This window comes from Winogradskyella costae, assembly GCF_013403865.1.
Classification (GTDB): domain Bacteria; phylum Bacteroidota; class Bacteroidia; order Flavobacteriales; family Flavobacteriaceae; genus Winogradskyella; species Winogradskyella costae.
The window spans coordinates 107,988-121,652 of the sequence record NZ_JABFDK010000008.1 but is presented as its reverse complement, the minus strand read 5'-3'; the positions used below and the strand labels follow the sequence as shown (position 1 = coordinate 121,652).

26 protein-coding genes are annotated in these 13,665 nt (G+C 35.8%); all 26 read right to left on the bottom strand.

Annotated elements, in window-relative coordinates:
- Positions 1-117: a type B 50S ribosomal protein L36 gene (gene ykgO / locus HM986_RS14830; protein WP_008269159.1), complete on the bottom strand. Its 117-nt coding sequence runs from the start codon at positions 115-117 to the stop codon at positions 1-3.
- Between the two features lie 4 nt (positions 118-121).
- Positions 122-337, bottom strand: coding sequence for a translation initiation factor IF-1 (infA, locus tag HM986_RS14825; protein WP_007094967.1), 216 nt, complete (start codon positions 335-337; stop codon positions 122-124).
- 9 nt (positions 338-346) lie between these two features.
- On the bottom strand, positions 347-1,711 hold the full coding sequence (secY, locus tag HM986_RS14820; RefSeq protein ID WP_179335861.1) for a preprotein translocase subunit SecY: 1,365 nt from the start codon (positions 1,709-1,711) through the stop codon (positions 347-349).
- 9 nt (positions 1,712-1,720) lie between these two features.
- On the bottom strand, positions 1,721-2,173 hold the full coding sequence (rplO, locus tag HM986_RS14815) for a 50S ribosomal protein L15 (RefSeq protein WP_179335860.1): 453 nt from the start codon (positions 2,171-2,173) through the stop codon (positions 1,721-1,723).
- A 15-nt stretch (positions 2,174-2,188) separates the two neighbouring features.
- Entirely contained in the window at positions 2,189-2,368 is a 180-nt protein-coding gene (gene rpmD / locus HM986_RS14810; RefSeq protein ID WP_020897638.1) for a 50S ribosomal protein L30, read from the bottom strand.
- Positions 2,369-2,381: 13 nt separating this feature from the next.
- Positions 2,382-2,906 carry a 30S ribosomal protein S5 gene (gene rpsE / locus HM986_RS14805; RefSeq protein WP_179335859.1) on the bottom strand — a complete coding sequence of 175 codons (525 nt, stop codon included), beginning with the start codon at positions 2,904-2,906 and terminating at the stop codon, positions 2,382-2,384.
- Positions 2,907-2,912: 6 nt separating this feature from the next.
- Entirely contained in the window at positions 2,913-3,269 is a 357-nt protein-coding gene (gene rplR, locus HM986_RS14800; RefSeq protein WP_179335858.1) for a 50S ribosomal protein L18, read from the bottom strand.
- 10 nt (positions 3,270-3,279) lie between these two features.
- Positions 3,280-3,822, bottom strand: coding sequence for a 50S ribosomal protein L6 (gene rplF, locus HM986_RS14795; protein WP_179335857.1), 543 nt, complete (start codon positions 3,820-3,822; stop codon positions 3,280-3,282).
- A gap of 12 nt (positions 3,823-3,834) precedes the next feature.
- Positions 3,835-4,233 carry a 30S ribosomal protein S8 gene (gene rpsH / locus HM986_RS14790; protein ID WP_179335856.1) on the bottom strand — a complete coding sequence of 133 codons (399 nt, stop codon included), beginning with the start codon at positions 4,231-4,233 and terminating at the stop codon, positions 3,835-3,837.
- Positions 4,234-4,297: 64 nt separating this feature from the next.
- On the bottom strand, positions 4,298-4,567 hold the full coding sequence (gene rpsN, locus HM986_RS14785) for a 30S ribosomal protein S14 (protein ID WP_020897643.1): 270 nt from the start codon (positions 4,565-4,567) through the stop codon (positions 4,298-4,300).
- 2 nt (positions 4,568-4,569) lie between these two features.
- The gene (gene rplE, locus HM986_RS14780; protein WP_179335855.1) at positions 4,570-5,121 is read right to left on the bottom strand and encodes a 50S ribosomal protein L5; all 552 of its coding nucleotides are present in this window, start codon (positions 5,119-5,121) and stop codon (positions 4,570-4,572) included.
- Positions 5,122-5,123: 2 nt separating this feature from the next.
- Positions 5,124-5,435, bottom strand: coding sequence for a 50S ribosomal protein L24 (gene rplX, locus HM986_RS14775; RefSeq protein WP_020897645.1), 312 nt, complete (start codon positions 5,433-5,435; stop codon positions 5,124-5,126).
- Between the two features lie 12 nt (positions 5,436-5,447).
- A complete protein-coding gene (rplN, locus tag HM986_RS14770; protein ID WP_092469503.1) occupies positions 5,448-5,816 on the bottom strand; it encodes a 50S ribosomal protein L14 in 369 nt (122 codons plus the stop codon).
- A 2-nt stretch (positions 5,817-5,818) separates the two neighbouring features.
- Entirely contained in the window at positions 5,819-6,076 is a 258-nt protein-coding gene (gene rpsQ / locus HM986_RS14765; RefSeq protein ID WP_040756784.1) for a 30S ribosomal protein S17, read from the bottom strand.
- 17 nt (positions 6,077-6,093) lie between these two features.
- Positions 6,094-6,285, bottom strand: a complete 192-nt coding sequence (rpmC, locus tag HM986_RS14760; protein ID WP_020897648.1) for a 50S ribosomal protein L29 — start codon at positions 6,283-6,285, stop codon at positions 6,094-6,096.
- Positions 6,286-6,297: 12 nt separating this feature from the next.
- A complete protein-coding gene (gene rplP / locus HM986_RS14755) occupies positions 6,298-6,717 on the bottom strand; it encodes a 50S ribosomal protein L16 (protein WP_020897649.1) in 420 nt (139 codons plus the stop codon).
- Positions 6,718-6,737: 20 nt separating this feature from the next.
- Positions 6,738-7,457 (bottom strand): 30S ribosomal protein S3, encoded by a 720-nt coding sequence (gene rpsC / locus HM986_RS14750; protein WP_179335854.1) that lies wholly within the window; start codon positions 7,455-7,457, stop codon positions 6,738-6,740.
- A gap of 9 nt (positions 7,458-7,466) precedes the next feature.
- Positions 7,467-7,874, bottom strand: a complete 408-nt coding sequence (rplV, locus tag HM986_RS14745; RefSeq protein ID WP_092446804.1) for a 50S ribosomal protein L22 — start codon at positions 7,872-7,874, stop codon at positions 7,467-7,469.
- A 5-nt stretch (positions 7,875-7,879) separates the two neighbouring features.
- The gene (rpsS, locus tag HM986_RS14740; protein ID WP_020897652.1) at positions 7,880-8,158 is read right to left on the bottom strand and encodes a 30S ribosomal protein S19; all 279 of its coding nucleotides are present in this window, start codon (positions 8,156-8,158) and stop codon (positions 7,880-7,882) included.
- 10 nt (positions 8,159-8,168) lie between these two features.
- Positions 8,169-8,996: a 50S ribosomal protein L2 gene (gene rplB / locus HM986_RS14735; RefSeq protein WP_179335853.1), complete on the bottom strand. Its 828-nt coding sequence runs from the start codon at positions 8,994-8,996 to the stop codon at positions 8,169-8,171.
- 12 nt (positions 8,997-9,008) lie between these two features.
- Entirely contained in the window at positions 9,009-9,299 is a 291-nt protein-coding gene (rplW, locus tag HM986_RS14730; protein WP_179335852.1) for a 50S ribosomal protein L23, read from the bottom strand.
- A 5-nt stretch (positions 9,300-9,304) separates the two neighbouring features.
- Complete coding sequence (rplD, locus tag HM986_RS14725) at positions 9,305-9,934, bottom strand: 50S ribosomal protein L4 (RefSeq protein ID WP_179335851.1); 630 nt, start codon at positions 9,932-9,934, stop codon at positions 9,305-9,307.
- Entirely contained in the window at positions 9,934-10,551 is a 618-nt protein-coding gene (gene rplC / locus HM986_RS14720; protein ID WP_040756786.1) for a 50S ribosomal protein L3, read from the bottom strand. The genes rplD and rplC overlap by 1 nt, the downstream gene beginning before the upstream one ends.
- Positions 10,552-10,723: 172 nt before the next feature.
- Entirely contained in the window at positions 10,724-11,029 is a 306-nt protein-coding gene (gene rpsJ / locus HM986_RS14715; RefSeq protein WP_007650482.1) for a 30S ribosomal protein S10, read from the bottom strand.
- A gap of 12 nt (positions 11,030-11,041) precedes the next feature.
- Positions 11,042-13,168: an elongation factor G gene (fusA, locus tag HM986_RS14710; protein ID WP_179335850.1), complete on the bottom strand. Its 2,127-nt coding sequence runs from the start codon at positions 13,166-13,168 to the stop codon at positions 11,042-11,044.
- A gap of 3 nt (positions 13,169-13,171) precedes the next feature.
- Complete coding sequence (gene rpsG, locus HM986_RS14705) at positions 13,172-13,648, bottom strand: 30S ribosomal protein S7 (protein ID WP_020897658.1); 477 nt, start codon at positions 13,646-13,648, stop codon at positions 13,172-13,174.
- Positions 13,649-13,665: the final 17 nt, after the last annotated feature.

Sequence of the window (13,665 nt, the reverse complement as noted above, 5' to 3'; positions counted from 1 at the left end):
TTACCCTTGTCTTTGTTTGAATCTAGGATTCTTTTTGTTAATGACGTAAAGTCTACCTTTTCTGCGCACTAATTTACAGTCTGCGCTTCTTTTCTTTACTGATGCTCTAACTTTCATCGTATTAGTATCTATAAGTTATACGAGCCTTCGTTAAATCGTAAGGACTCATTTCTAATTTCACTTTATCTCCTGGCAACAACTTAATGTAATGCATACGCATTTTACCAGAGATATGTGCAGTCACTATATGACCATTTTCTAATTCAACACGAAACATAGCATTTGATAATGCTTCTATAATAGTTCCGTCTTGTTCTATTGCTGCTTGTTTTGCCATAATTAAATCTTATTGCGCCACCGCTTTTCTGTTCTTACCTGTTTTCATCAAACCATCATAATGCTTATTTAATAAATAAGAATTAATCTGTTGCATCGTATCAATAGCTACACCCACCATAATTAATAGTGATGTTCCACCAAAGAATAATGCCCATCCTTGCTGCACATCCATTAATGTATGAACGAACGCAGGGAAAATAGCAACCAAGGCTAAAAATATAGAACCAGGTAATGTTATTTGTGACATAATTTTATCCAAATACTCAGACGTTTCAGATCCTGGACGTATACCTGGAATAAATCCACCACTACGTTTTAAATCATCAGCCATTTTGTTAGTAGGTACTGTAATTGCAGTATAAAAATACGTAAATACGATAATTAATAAAGCAAACATTAAATTATACCAGAACCCAAACATATCTTGAAAATTAGTTTGCATCCAAACACCTGTACTTGTATCTTTTAACCAAGCAGAACTACCGATTAAACTAGGGACAAACATAATTGCTTGTGCAAAGATAATTGGCATTACACCAGAAGCGTTAAGCTTTAATGGCAAAAACTGACGTGATCCGAATACATTCTTCTCATAACCACCGGACGCCGTTCTTCTTGCGTATTGAACAGCTATCTTTCTAACAGCCATTACTAAGAATATTGACGCTAATATAATTACGAACCAGATGACCATTTCAAATAATATCATCATAAATCCACCATTACCACCTTCTAAACGAGAAGCTGCATTTTGAATAAATGTCTGAGGTAACGTTGCAATAATACCAACCATAATTAACAATGAAATACCATTCCCTATTCCTTTATCTGTAATTTTTTCACCTAACCACATTGCAAATACACAACCTGTCACTAAAATAATCACTGAAGAAAAGTAAAAAATATTTTCATTAAAACCAGGAACTAACATAGCACTCATTGATGATGAACCAGATAAACCTGGAATACTAGCTAAATAACCAGGAGCTTGTACCAAACAAATACCGATAGTTAACCAACGTGTAATTTGAGTGATTTTCTTCTGACCACTAGCACCTTCTTTCTGAAGCTTTTGTAGATAAGGAATCGCAATACCCATTAATTGAACAACAATGGAAGCAGAAATGTAAGGCATAATACCTAAAGCAAATACTGAGGCGTTAGCGAAAGCTCCACCTGTAAATGCATTTAACAATCCTAATATACCACCATCCATACCGGCTTGTAAACCACCTAAGGAATCAATATTAATACCCGGCAATACTACCTGAGCACCAAAACGATACACTAACAGTAAACCTAAGGTTAGAATAATTCTATCCTTAAGTTCTGTGATTTTCCAAACGTTTTTTAATGTTTCTATTATTTTCATCCTATAATCTTATAAAGTTACAGCTTCACCACCAGCAGCTTCAATAGCAGCTTTTGCCGTAGCAGTAAATTTATGAGCGGTTACTGTTAATTTCGTTTTTAACTCACCTCTACCTAAGATTTTAACTAGTTCGTTTTTACCAACTAATCCTAGAGATAATAAAGTTTCAAAATCAACACTGTCCTTTATTACTTTTTCTTCTACTAACTTCTGTAATGTATCTAAGTTTACACCTTGATATTCTACTCTGTTAATATTTGTAAATCCAAATTTAGGAACACGTCTTTGTAATGGCATTTGACCACCTTCAAATCCTAATTTCTTAGAATAACCTGAACGAGACTTTGCACCTTTGTGACCACGAGTTGCAGTACCACCTTTACCAGATCCTTGTCCACGTCCAATACGTTTTCCTTGATTTTTTACTGAACCTTCTGCAGGTTTTAAATTACTTAAATCCATTTTTAAGTTATATTATTAAGCTTCTTCTACAGAAACTAAGTGTTCAACTTTCTTAACCATACCAAGGATGTTTGGTGTGGCGTCGTGCTCTACAACTTGACCAATCTTCTTTAGACCTAAAGCTGCTAATGTAAGCTTTTGTCTTTTAGTACGATTGATTGCGCTTTTTACTTTCTTTACTTTAATCTTTGCCATCTTATCCTATCGATTATCCGTTAAATACTTTTTCAAGTGAAATACCACGTTCTTTAGCTACAGATTTAGCATCTCTCAATTGTAATAAAGCATCAAAAGTTGCTTTTACCACATTGTGAGGGTTAGAAGATCCTTGAGACTTAGATAATACATCATGTACACCTACTGCTTCAAGAACAACTCTTACCGCACCACCTGCAATAACTCCTGTACCAGGTGCAGCTGGAATTATGTTAACTCTTGCTCCACCATATTTACCTTTTTGCTCATGTGGAATCGTTCCTTTAAGAATAGGAATTCTCACTAAGTTTTTCTTAGCATCTTCAACAGCTTTAGCAATTGCAGTAGCTACATCTTTAGACTTACCTAAACCTTGTCCTACAACATTTGTTTCGTCACCTACAACAACAATTGCAGAAAAACCAAATGCTCTACCACCTTTTGTTACTTTAGTTACACGCTGCACGCCAACTAAGCGATCTTTTAATTCTAATCCGCTTGGTTTAACAAGCTCTGCGTTTTTATATTTTTGATACATAATGTCTTAAAATTTAAGTCCTGCTTCTCTAGCTCCTTCTGCTAATGATTTTACTCTTCCATGATATAAGTAACCACCTCTATCGAAAGAAATAGTTTCTACACCAGCTTTCTTAGCTTTTTCCCCAACAGATTTACCTACTAAAGCAGCTACTTCTGTTTTGTTTCCTTTAGACTCTACAATGTCCTTATCTCTTGAAGATGCAGCAGCTAAAGTCTTACCAGTAACATCATCTACAACTTGAGCATAAATTTCTTTATTACTTCTAAAAACAGCCAATCTTGGTCTTGTTTCAGTACCAGATACTACCTTACGGATTCTGCTCTTTATTCTTAATCTTCTTTCGTTCTTTGTCAATGCCATAACTTAATTATTAAGCTGATTTACCTGCTTTTCTTCTAATTTCTTCACCAACAAACTTGATACCTTTTCCTTTGTAAGGTTCTGGCCTTCTAAAACCGCGAATCTTTGCAGCTACTTGGCCAACTAATTGTTTGTCAAAAGACGTTAATTTAACTCTTGGATTCTTACCTTTTTCTGAGATTGTCTCTACTGTTACTTCTGGAGCGATGTCCAAAACAATATTATGAGAAAATCCTACGGCTAAATCTAATTTTTGTCCTTGATTAGATGCTCTATAACCTACACCAACTAATTCTAGTTCTTTGGTCCAGCCTTTTGATACACCTTCTATCATGTTAGCAATTAATGCTCTATAAAGACCATGTTTTGCTCTTAAATCTTTCTTGTCAGAAGCACGTTCTAAAGTGATAGTACCGTCTTCTAATTTAATTCCAATCTCCGAATACTCTTGAGTTAATTCTCCAAGTTTACCTTTTGCAGTAATCATGTTGTCTTTAATCTCAACTGTTACACCTTCAGGAACTGTTATTGGGTTTTTACCTATTCTTGACATAATTTCCTGTTTTTAGTATACGTAACAAATAACTTCACCACCTACATTTTCTCTCTGCGCTTGTTTTCCTGTCATCACTCCGTGAGATGTAGAAACAATTGCAATACCTAAACCGTTAAGGATTCTTGGCATTTCGTTAGAAGAAGCATATTTACGTAAACCTGGTTTACTGATTCTTTGAATTTTTTTGATGACTGACTCTTTAGTCTCTTTGCTGTACTTCAAAGCAATTTTGATAGTACCTTGTACTGTAGAATCGTCAAATTTATAACTTAAGATAAATCCTTGATCGAATAAAATCTTAGTTATTTCTTTTTTTAAGTTAGATGCAGGAATCTCAACCACTCTGTGATTTGCCTTTACTGCGTTTCTAACTCGCGTTAAATAATCCGCTATTGGATCTGTGTTCATATGTATTAATTTGCGGTAGCGGTTTTCGGCACTATTGCCAAACCTGAAACCAATTTATAATTTTTTACCAACTTGCTTTTCTAACACCAGGAATTAATCCTTGGTTAGCCATTTCTCTAAACATTACACGAGAAATTCCAAATTGTCTCATGTAACCTTTAGGTCTTCCTGTAAGTTTGCAACGGTTGTGCTGACGTATAGGTGATGCATTTTTTGGCAACTTTTGTAATGCTTCATAATCGCCAGCTTCTTTTAAAGCTTTGCGTTTCTCTGCATATTTAGCTACCGTTTTAGAACGCTTAACCTCACGGGCTTTCATTGATTCTTTAGCCATAATTAATTCTTTTTAAATGGTAATCCTAGTTCTGTTAATAAAGACTTTGCTTCCTTATCGGTGTCAGCAGAAGTCACAAATGTGATATCCATTCCCGAAATTTTATTGACTTTATCAATATCTATTTCTGGAAAAATAATTTGCTCTACAATACCTAAGTTATAGTTTCCACGTCCATCAAAACCTGTAGCTTTAATTCCGTTGAAATCTCTTACTCGTGGTAAAGCTGAAGTTACTAAACGATCTAAGAACTCATACATTTGTTCTCCTCTTAATGTTACTTTGGCACCAATTGGCATCCCTTTACGTAACTTAAAAGAAGCAACATCTTTCTTAGACATTGTATGTATAGCTTTCTGTCCTGATATTTTTGTAAGTTCTTCTACTGCGTGATCGATTAATTTCTTATCCGCAACAGCAGCACCAACACCCTTAGATATTACTATCTTAGTAAGCTTAGGTACTTGCATTACATTTTTATATCCAAATTCTTCCGTAAGAGCAGGAACAATTTTGTCCTTGTACTCTTGTTTTAATCTTGCAACGTAAGCCATAGTTAAATTACTTCATTAGATTTTTTAGAAAATCTCACTTTATTATCGCCATCCATTTTATAACCAACTCTAGTTGTTTCTCCTTTAGAAGTTAACAACGATAAGTTAGAGATATGCATAGATGCTTCTTTCTCTACAATACCACCTTGAGGACTTTGTGCACTTGGTTTAGTATGTTTCTTAACCATATTTACACCTTCCACGATGGCTTTGTTCTTATCTATTAATACTTTAAGTACCTTACCTTCTGATCCTTTATGATCACCAGCAATTACTTTTACTGTATCTCCTGATTTTATTTTAAGCTTTGTCATTTTATTTATCAATTAAAGCACTTCTGGTGCTAATGATACTATTTTCATGAATTGTTTATCACGAAGTTCTCTTGCTACAGGACCAAAAACACGAGTTCCTCTCATCTCCCCTTGAGGATTTAAAAGTACACATGCATTGTCATCAAATCTAATATAAGATCCATCAGGACGTCTTACTTCCTTAGCTGTACGTACAACAACTGCTGTAGAAACAGCACCTTTCTTAATGCTACCGTTTGGTGTAGCATCTTTTACAGATACTACGATTTTATCCCCTACAGAAGCATACCTTCTTTTGGTTCCACCTAGTACACGGATAGTTAAAACTTCCTTTGCACCAGTGTTATCAGCTACTTTTAATCTTGATTCTTGTTGTAACATAATTACTTCGCTCTTTCAATTATTTCTACTAATCTCCAACATTTAGATTTACTTAAAGGTCGTGTTTCCATGATCTTTACTGTATCTCCTTCGTTGCAGTCGTTTGTCTCATCGTGTGCGACATATTTCTTAGTCTTTAACACGAATTTTCCATACATAGGGTGTTTTACCTTCTTAACTTCTGAAACAACAATAGATTTCTCCATTTTGTTACTAGTTACGATCCCTATACGTTCTTTTCTTAAGTTTCTTTTTTCCATCTTTCAGCAGAATACAATTATTGTACGTCTCTATTAGTTAATTCTGTTGCTACTCTAGCTACTGTGCGACGAGCTACTCGTAACTGAATTGGGTTATCTAAAGGAGAAATTGTATGAGCCATTTTCAGGTCCGTATAACTCTTCTTAGATTCACTAAGTTTCTCTTGTAACTCAGCTATTGAAAGCTGTTTAATTTCTGATTGCTTCATAATATCTTTCTATTAAGCTTCGTAATCTCTAGCTATGATAAACTTAGTTTTTACAGGAAGTTTCTGTGCTGCCAATCGAAGCGCTTCTTGAGCTGTTTCTAATGGCACACCGCTTATTTCAAATAACATACGTCCTGGTCTTACAACTGCTGCCCAATATTCAACGGCACCTTTACCTTTACCCATACGTACTTCAAGAGGTTTCTTTGTGATAGGCTTGTCTGGAAATATTTTAATCCATAACGATCCTTCTCTTTTCATGTAACGAGTAGCGGCAATACGCGCTGCTTCTATTTGACGTGCAGTAATAAAAGTTGATTCTAATGATTTAATACCGAAAGTACCATTTGATAACAAATGACCTCTTCCTGCATTTCCTTTCATACGTCCTTTTTGCTGCTTACGAAATTTTGTTCTTTTAGGCTGTAACATTTTGTCTTTTCTTTAAAAAATTACTTTCTACGACGAGATTGGTTCTTGTTTCCACCACGTCCACCTTTACCTTTTTGTTGTTTAGATAAACCGACTAATGGAGAAAGTTCTCTTTTTCCATATACTTCGCCTTTCATTATCCAAACCTTGATGCCCAATCTACCATAAGTAGTATGTGCTTCTACTAAAGCATAATCAATATCAGCTCTAAAAGTAGACAAAGGAATACGTCCTTCTTTATAATGTTCAGAACGTGCCATTTCAGCACCATTCAAACGACCACTAATCTGAATTTTAATTCCTTCAGCATTCATACGCATGGCAGCGGCGATAGCCATTTTTATTGCACGTCTGTATGAAATTCGGCTTTCAATTTGACGAGCAACACTTGCTGCTACTAAAAATGCATCTAGTTCAGGTCTTTTAATTTCAAAGATGTTCAATTGAACTTCTTTGCCAGTAATTTTCTTAAGCTCTTCTTTTAACTTATCTACCTCTTGGCCACCTTTACCGATAATAATACCAGGTCTGGCAGTAGTGATAGTAACGGTTACAAGTTTAAGCGTACGCTCAATAATTACTCTACTTACACTAGCTTTAGATAAACGCGCGTGAACGTATTTTCTAATCTTATCGTCTTCGGCAAGTTTATCACCATAATCGTTTCCTCCGTACCAATTAGACTCCCATCCTCTGATAATTCCTAAGCGATTTCCGATTGGATTTGTCTTTTGTCCCATATCTCTATCTTAGCTTTGTGTTTTATTTATTGCATCTACAACCACTGTTACGTGATTAGATCTCTTTCTAATTCTGTGTGCTCTACCTTGAGGTGCTGGACGCAATCTCTTTAACATAGAACCACCATCTACTCTAATTTCTTTGATAAACAATTTAGCTTCTTCAACATCTGCATCTTCGTTTTTAGCTTGCCAGTTTGCGATAGCAGACATAACAAGTTTTTCTAAACGACGTGACGCTTCTTTTTGACTAAATCTAAGAATCTGAAGAGCTTTCTCTGCCTTTTCTCCCCTTACTAAATCCGCTACTAAACGCATTTTTCTTGGAGAAGTAGGACAGTTATTTAGCTTTGCAAAAGCAACCTGCTTTTTCTCGGCTTTAATAGCTTCCGCCATTTGTTTTTTACGACTTCCCATGATTCTTATTTTTTACCTTTATTCTTAGCACCTGCATGACCTCTAAAAGATCGTGTTGGTGAAAATTCTCCTAATTTATGACCTACCATATTTTCAGTAACAAATACTGGAACAAATTGACGACCATTGTGAACTGCTATAGTTTGTCCAACGAAATCCGGAGAAATCATTGAAGCCCTAGACCAAGTTTTGATCACCGTCTTTTTGTTTGAAGCTACATTTTCTGCAACTTTCTTATCTAATTTATAGTGGATATAAGGTCCTTTTTTTAATGAACGTGCCATACTATCTTAATTATTTCTTTCTACGTTCTACAATATACTTATTACTCGCCTTCGTCTTAGAACGTGTTCTAAATCCTTTAGCAGGAATACCGTTTCTAGATCTTGGATGACCACCTGAAGATTTACCTTCACCACCACCCATTGGGTGATCTACTGGGTTCATCACTACTGGTCTTACTCTTGGACGTCTTCCTAACCATCTACTTCTACCTGCTTTACCAGATACTAGTAATTGATGATCTGAATTTGAAATCGCACCAACAGTAGCCATACATGTCACTAAAATCATTCTAGTTTCACCAGACGGTAACTTTACTGTAGCAAATTTATCACCTCTTGCCATTAACTGAGCGAATGCACCAGCACTACGCGCCATTACAGCACCTTGACCAGGACGTAACTCAATACAAGAAATAATTGTTCCTAATGGTATTTCACTTAAAGGCATTGCATTTCCAATTTCTGGAGCGATACCTGTTTCACCAGCAACTATGTTTTGCCCTACTTGCAAACCATTTTGAGCGATAACGTATCGTTTCTCACCATCTTGGTAGTTTAAAAGCGCAATAAATGCTGTTCTGTTTGGATCGTATTCAATTGACTTAACTTCACCAGGAATCCCAGCTTTGTTACGTTTGAAATCGATAATACGATACCTTTTCTTATGACCTCCACCTACTTGGCGAATTGTCATTTTTCCTCGATTGTTTCTACCACCAGATCTCTTTTTCGGAGCAAGCAAGCTTTTCTCCGGCTTATCAGTAGTAATGGCATCGAATCCATTTACTACTCTAAATCGCTGACCTGATGTGATCGGTTTTAATTTTCTTACTGACATTAATGTCTAAAATTACATGTTAGTGTATAAATCTATTGTTTCACCTTCCGCCAGTTGTACAATTGCTTTTTTAATTGCATTTGTTTTACCATGTTGAACACCAGTTTTTGTAAACTTGGTCTTACGATCTGGACGGACATTTATTGTACGAACTTTTTCAACAGAAACTCCATAAGCAGCTTCCACCGCTTTTTTGATTTCTACCTTGTTCGCCTTAGTGTTCACTTCAAATGCATACGCATTTAACAACTCACTTTGCATGGTTGCTTTTTCTGTGATTATAGGTTTTTTTAAGATACTCATCTGTTCTATTTACTTAAATTCGATTCAATTCCTTCTAAAGCACTTTCAATTAGAATTACTTTATTAGCATTCATAATTTTATAAGTACTTAATTCTGAAGCTGTTATAACTTCAGAACCTTTAAAATTGCGTGAGGACAAATATACATTATTATTTGTACCACCCAACACAATAAGAGATTTTTTGTTTTCTACTTCTAAAGCCTTTAAAACATTCAGGAAATTTTTAGTCTTTGGAGCATCAAAATTGAAATCTTCCATTACTAAAATTGACTTATCATTTGCTTTAATACTTAGTGCAGATCTACGTGCTAATCGCTTAAGGTTTTTGTTTAACTTAAAACCGTAATTTCTTGGTCTAGGACCAAACATACGACCACCACCTTTAAATACACCAGATTTAATACTACCTGCTCTTGCAGTACCAGTACCTTTCTGTTTCTTTATCTTACGTGTACTTCCAGAGATTTCTGCTCTTTCTTTTGCCTTATGCGTCCCTTGTCTTTGATTTGCTAAGAATTGCTTAACATCTAAATAGACTGCGTGATTATTAGGCTCTATAGCGAATACGTCTTTAGAAAGCTCAGCTTGTCTACCCGTATCTTTTCCGTTTATATCTAAAACTGCTATCTTCATTATTTCTCAATGATTACATAAGAATTCTTGTGACCAGGAACACATCCTTTTACCACTAGTAAGTTCTTTTCTGGAACTACTTTGTAAACTCTTAAATTTTGAACTTTAACTGTGTCACCACCCATTCTACCTGCCATCTTCATTCCTTTGAATACTCTCGCAGGATAAGAAGCTGCACCAATAGAACCTGGAGCTCTTAAACGGTTATGTTGACCATGCGTTGCTTGACCTACACCACCGAATCCATGACGCTTTACTACACCTTGAAAACCTTTACCTTTAGACGTACCTGCGATATCCACAAATTCACCTTCAATAAATTGTTCTACTGTAATAGCATCACCTAATTTGTACTCCGCATCAAAACCTTTAAATTCAACAACTTTGCGTTTTACAGAAGTACCCGCTTTTTTAGCATGACCTAAGTCTGCTTTAGTAGCGCTTTTTTCTGTCGCGTCATCGAAACCTAATTGAAGGGCTGAATAACCATCCACTTCTTCAGTTCTGACTTGGGTAACGATACATGGTCCAGCTTCGATTACTGTACAAGGAATGTTCTTCCCATTTTCATCGAAAATGCTGGTCATACCGATTTTTTTTCCAATTAACCCAGACATAATTTTTTGTTTTTATTGTGACAATTCGCGACTTGCCATTCTTTGTTTTTTTGGGACAACTCGCGAATTGTCCATACATATATAAAATTCAAGGCCGAAAATACGTTTCAGCCTTGAATTGTATTTTTACCGTTTTTCCTTCGCTCGCAGCTCGGGACATGTTACTGTGTAATTACACTTTAATCTCAACTTCAACTCCACTTGGCAATTCAAGTTTCATTAAAGCGTCAATTGTTTTAGAAGATGAAGAGTAAATATCTAATAAACGCTTATAAGAGCTTAATTGAAATTGTTCTCTAGACTTCTTATTTACGTGTGGTGAACGTAATACAGTGAAAATCTTTTTGTGTGTTGGTAATGGAATTGGTCCTGTTACTACTGCACCTGTACTTTTTACTGTTTTTACAATCTTATCAGCAGACTTATCTACCAAGTTATGATCGTAAGACTTTAATTTGATTCTAATTTTTTGACTCATTTTCTTAACTTTTTAAGATTCTTCTCCTTTAGCTGCTTTGATTACGTCTGCTGACACGTTTGCTGGAGTTTCAGCATAATGTGAAAATTCCATAGTTGATGTCGCTCTACCTGAAGATAATGTTCTTAATGTAGTAACATAACCAAACATTTCAGAAAGCGGTACTGTAGCTTTAATTGTTTTAGCACCTGCACGGTCACCCATACCTTCCATCATTCCACGTCTTCTATTTAAATCACCTACAATATCACCCATATTCTCTTCTGGTGTAATCACCTCAAGTTTCATAATCGGTTCCATTATAACTGCTTTTGCTGCTCTTGCTGAATTTTTAAATCCAAGCTTAGCTGCTAATTCGAATGATAACTGATCTGAATCGACATCGTGATAAGATCCATCTCTCAATGTCACTTTCATTGCATCTACTTCAAAACCAGCTAATGGTCCATTTTGCATAGCCATTTTAAATCCTTTTTCAATTGAAGGGATAAATTCTTTAGGAACGTTACCACCTTTAATTACAGATTCAAATTGTAATCCTACCACACCTTCATCCGCTGGTTCAATCGTAAATACGATATCAGCAAATTTACCACGACCACCAGATTGTTTCTTATAAACCTCTCTATGATCTGCAGATTGTGTAATAGCTTCTTTATATTCAACTTGTGGCTGACCTTGGTTAACCTCTACATTAAATTCTCTTTTTAAACGATCTACAATTACATCTAAGTGTAATTCCCCCATTCCAGAAATAATAGTCTGCCCTGAAGCTTCATCTGAACGCACAGTAAATGTTGGATCTTCTTCTGCTAACTTAGCCAAGCCCATCCCTAATTTATCTACATCTGCTTTCGTCTTAGGCTCAACCGCAATACCAATTACTGGATCTGGAAAGTCCATAGACTCTAAAACTAGTGGATGCTTTTCGTCTGTTAAAGTATCTCCTGTTTTGATAGATTTAAATCCAACAGCAGCTCCAATATCACCAGCTTCTATAAAATCAATTGCATTCTGTTTGTTAGCATGCATTTGATAAATACGAGAAATACGTTCTTTCTTACCTGAACGATTGTTCAACACGTAAGAACCTGCATCTAAACGACCAGAATATGCTCTAAAAAATGCTAAACGACCTACGAAAGGATCTGTTGCAATTTTAAATGCTAATGCAGCGAAAGGCTCCTTAACACTTGGCTTACGAAGCTCTTCCTTTTCAGTATCTGGATTCACACCCACGATACCATCCTTATCCATTGGAGAAGGTAAATAACGACAAACAGCATCTAATAAAAACTGCACACCTTTATTTTTAAAAGCAGAACCACAAATCATAGGAATAATTGCCATATCCATTACAGCAGCTCTAAGTGCAGCGTGCACTTCGTCTTCTGTAATAGAATCTTCATCTTCCATGAATTTTTCTAATAGGTTCTCATCGTAACCAGCTACTTCTTCTATAAGTAAAGCTCTATATTTTCTAGCTTCAGCTTTAAGATTTTCTGGGATTTCAATAACATCAAAAGTTGCCCCTTGAGTTTCATCATGCCAAACTATAGCTCTATTCTTTACTAAATCTATAATACCTTTAAAATCTTCTTCGTCACCAATGTTTAAAACGATTGGCACCGCATTAGACTTCAACATATCTTTTACTTGTTGACAAACACCTAAAAAGTCAGATCCTTGACGGTCCATTTTATTAACGAAACCAATACGAGGCACTTTATAGTTATCAGCAAGTCTCCAGTTAGTTTCAGATTGTGGCTCAACACCATCAACTGCACTAAATAAGAATACTAAACCATCAAGTACACGTAATGAACGATTTACTTCAACCGTAAAATCTACGTGACCTGGTGTGTCAATAATATTAAAATGGTAGCTCTGCGCTTCCGGTGTAGGCTCTGCATTTTCTTTAGGAAAAACCCATTCACAAGTAGTTGCAGCAGATGTAATTGTAATACCTCTCTCCTGCTCTTGCTCCATCCAGTCCATAGTTGCAGCACCATCATGAACTTCACCAATTTTATGTGAAACTCCTGTATAATAAAGAACTCGTTCCGTAGTAGTAGTTTTCCCAGCATCAATGTGAGCTGCAATCCCTATATTTCTTGTAAGTTTTAAATCTCTTGCCATTTCTTAAAATCTAAAGTGTGAGAATGCTTTATTTGCTTCTGCCATCTTATGAGTATCTGTTCTTTTCTTAACAGCTGCTCCTTCTTCTTTAGCTGCAGCTAATACTTCTGCTGCTAAACGTTGCGCCATAGATTTTTCGTTTCTTTTGCGTGAAAAGCTAATTAACCATTTCATTGCTGTAGAAACCTTACGGTCTGGACGAATCTGCATTGGAATCTGGAATGTAGCACCACCAACACGACGACTACGCACTTCTACGTGAGGCATTACGTTAGATAAAGCTTCTTTCCAAATCTCTAAAGCTGTTTTTTCGTCATCATTCTTTTTCTCTTCAACAATATCAATTGCGTCATAGAATACTTTAAAAGCGATAGACTTCTTACCATCCCACATCATCATGTTAACAAAACGTGTTACTAACTGATCATTAAATCTTGGATCTGGTAAAAGCGGTCTCTTTTTTGCTGCTCTTTTTCTCATGTCTTCTTCTTAAAGTT

What these genes read in the sequence shown, in the direction of transcription:
- ykgO (WP_008269159.1), bottom strand. Translation starts at nt 117, where the DNA reads ATGAAAGTTAGAGCATCAGTAAAGAAAAGAAGCGCAGACTGTAAATTA.
- infA (WP_007094967.1), bottom strand. Translation starts at nt 337, where the DNA reads ATGGCAAAACAAGCAGCAATAGAACAAGACGGAACTATTATAGAAGCA.
- secY (WP_179335861.1), bottom strand. Translation starts at nt 1,711, where the DNA reads ATGAAAATAATAGAAACATTAAAAAACGTTTGGAAAATCACAGAACTT.
- rplO (WP_179335860.1), bottom strand. Translation starts at nt 2,173, where the DNA reads ATGGATTTAAGTAATTTAAAACCTGCAGAAGGTTCAGTAAAAAATCAA.
- rpmD (WP_020897638.1), bottom strand. Translation starts at nt 2,368, where the DNA reads ATGGCAAAGATTAAAGTAAAGAAAGTAAAAAGCGCAATCAATCGTACT.
- rpsE (WP_179335859.1), bottom strand. Translation starts at nt 2,906, where the DNA reads ATGTATCAAAAATATAAAAACGCAGAGCTTGTTAAACCAAGCGGATTA.
- rplR (WP_179335858.1), bottom strand. Translation starts at nt 3,269, where the DNA reads ATGGCATTGACAAAGAACGAAAGAAGATTAAGAATAAAGAGCAGAATC.
- rplF (WP_179335857.1), bottom strand. Translation starts at nt 3,822, where the DNA reads ATGTCAAGAATAGGTAAAAACCCAATAACAGTTCCTGAAGGTGTAACA.
- rpsH (WP_179335856.1), bottom strand. Translation starts at nt 4,233, where the DNA reads ATGAACACAGATCCAATAGCGGATTATTTAACGCGAGTTAGAAACGCA.
- rpsN (WP_020897643.1), bottom strand. Translation starts at nt 4,567, where the DNA reads ATGGCTAAAGAATCAATGAAAGCCCGTGAGGTTAAGCGTTCTAAAACG.
- rplE (WP_179335855.1), bottom strand. Translation starts at nt 5,121, where the DNA reads ATGGCTTACGTTGCAAGATTAAAACAAGAGTACAAGGACAAAATTGTT.
- rplX (WP_020897645.1), bottom strand. Translation starts at nt 5,435, where the DNA reads ATGACAAAGCTTAAAATAAAATCAGGAGATACAGTAAAAGTAATTGCT.
- rplN (WP_092469503.1), bottom strand. Translation starts at nt 5,816, where the DNA reads ATGTTACAACAAGAATCAAGATTAAAAGTAGCTGATAACACTGGTGCA.
- rpsQ (WP_040756784.1), bottom strand. Translation starts at nt 6,076, where the DNA reads ATGGAAAAAAGAAACTTAAGAAAAGAACGTATAGGGATCGTAACTAGT.
- rpmC (WP_020897648.1), bottom strand. Translation starts at nt 6,285, where the DNA reads ATGAAGCAATCAGAAATTAAACAGCTTTCAATAGCTGAGTTACAAGAG.
- rplP (WP_020897649.1), bottom strand. Translation starts at nt 6,717, where the DNA reads ATGTTACAGCCTAAAAGAACAAAATTTCGTAAGCAGCAAAAAGGACGT.
- rpsC (WP_179335854.1), bottom strand. Translation starts at nt 7,457, where the DNA reads ATGGGACAAAAGACAAATCCAATCGGAAATCGCTTAGGAATTATCAGA.
- rplV (WP_092446804.1), bottom strand. Translation starts at nt 7,874, where the DNA reads ATGGGAAGTCGTAAAAAACAAATGGCGGAAGCTATTAAAGCCGAGAAA.
- rpsS (WP_020897652.1), bottom strand. Translation starts at nt 8,158, where the DNA reads ATGGCACGTTCATTAAAAAAAGGACCTTATATCCACTATAAATTAGAT.
- rplB (WP_179335853.1), bottom strand. Translation starts at nt 8,996, where the DNA reads ATGTCAGTAAGAAAATTAAAACCGATCACATCAGGTCAGCGATTTAGA.
- rplW (WP_179335852.1), bottom strand. Translation starts at nt 9,299, where the DNA reads ATGAGTATCTTAAAAAAACCTATAATCACAGAAAAAGCAACCATGCAA.
- rplD (WP_179335851.1), bottom strand. Translation starts at nt 9,934, where the DNA reads ATGAAGATAGCAGTTTTAGATATAAACGGAAAAGATACGGGTAGACAA.
- rplC (WP_040756786.1), bottom strand. Translation starts at nt 10,551, where the DNA reads ATGTCTGGGTTAATTGGAAAAAAAATCGGTATGACCAGCATTTTCGAT.
- rpsJ (WP_007650482.1), bottom strand. Translation starts at nt 11,029, where the DNA reads ATGAGTCAAAAAATTAGAATCAAATTAAAGTCTTACGATCATAACTTG.
- fusA (WP_179335850.1), bottom strand. Translation starts at nt 13,168, where the DNA reads ATGGCAAGAGATTTAAAACTTACAAGAAATATAGGGATTGCAGCTCAC.
- rpsG (WP_020897658.1), bottom strand. Translation starts at nt 13,648, where the DNA reads ATGAGAAAAAGAGCAGCAAAAAAGAGACCGCTTTTACCAGATCCAAGA.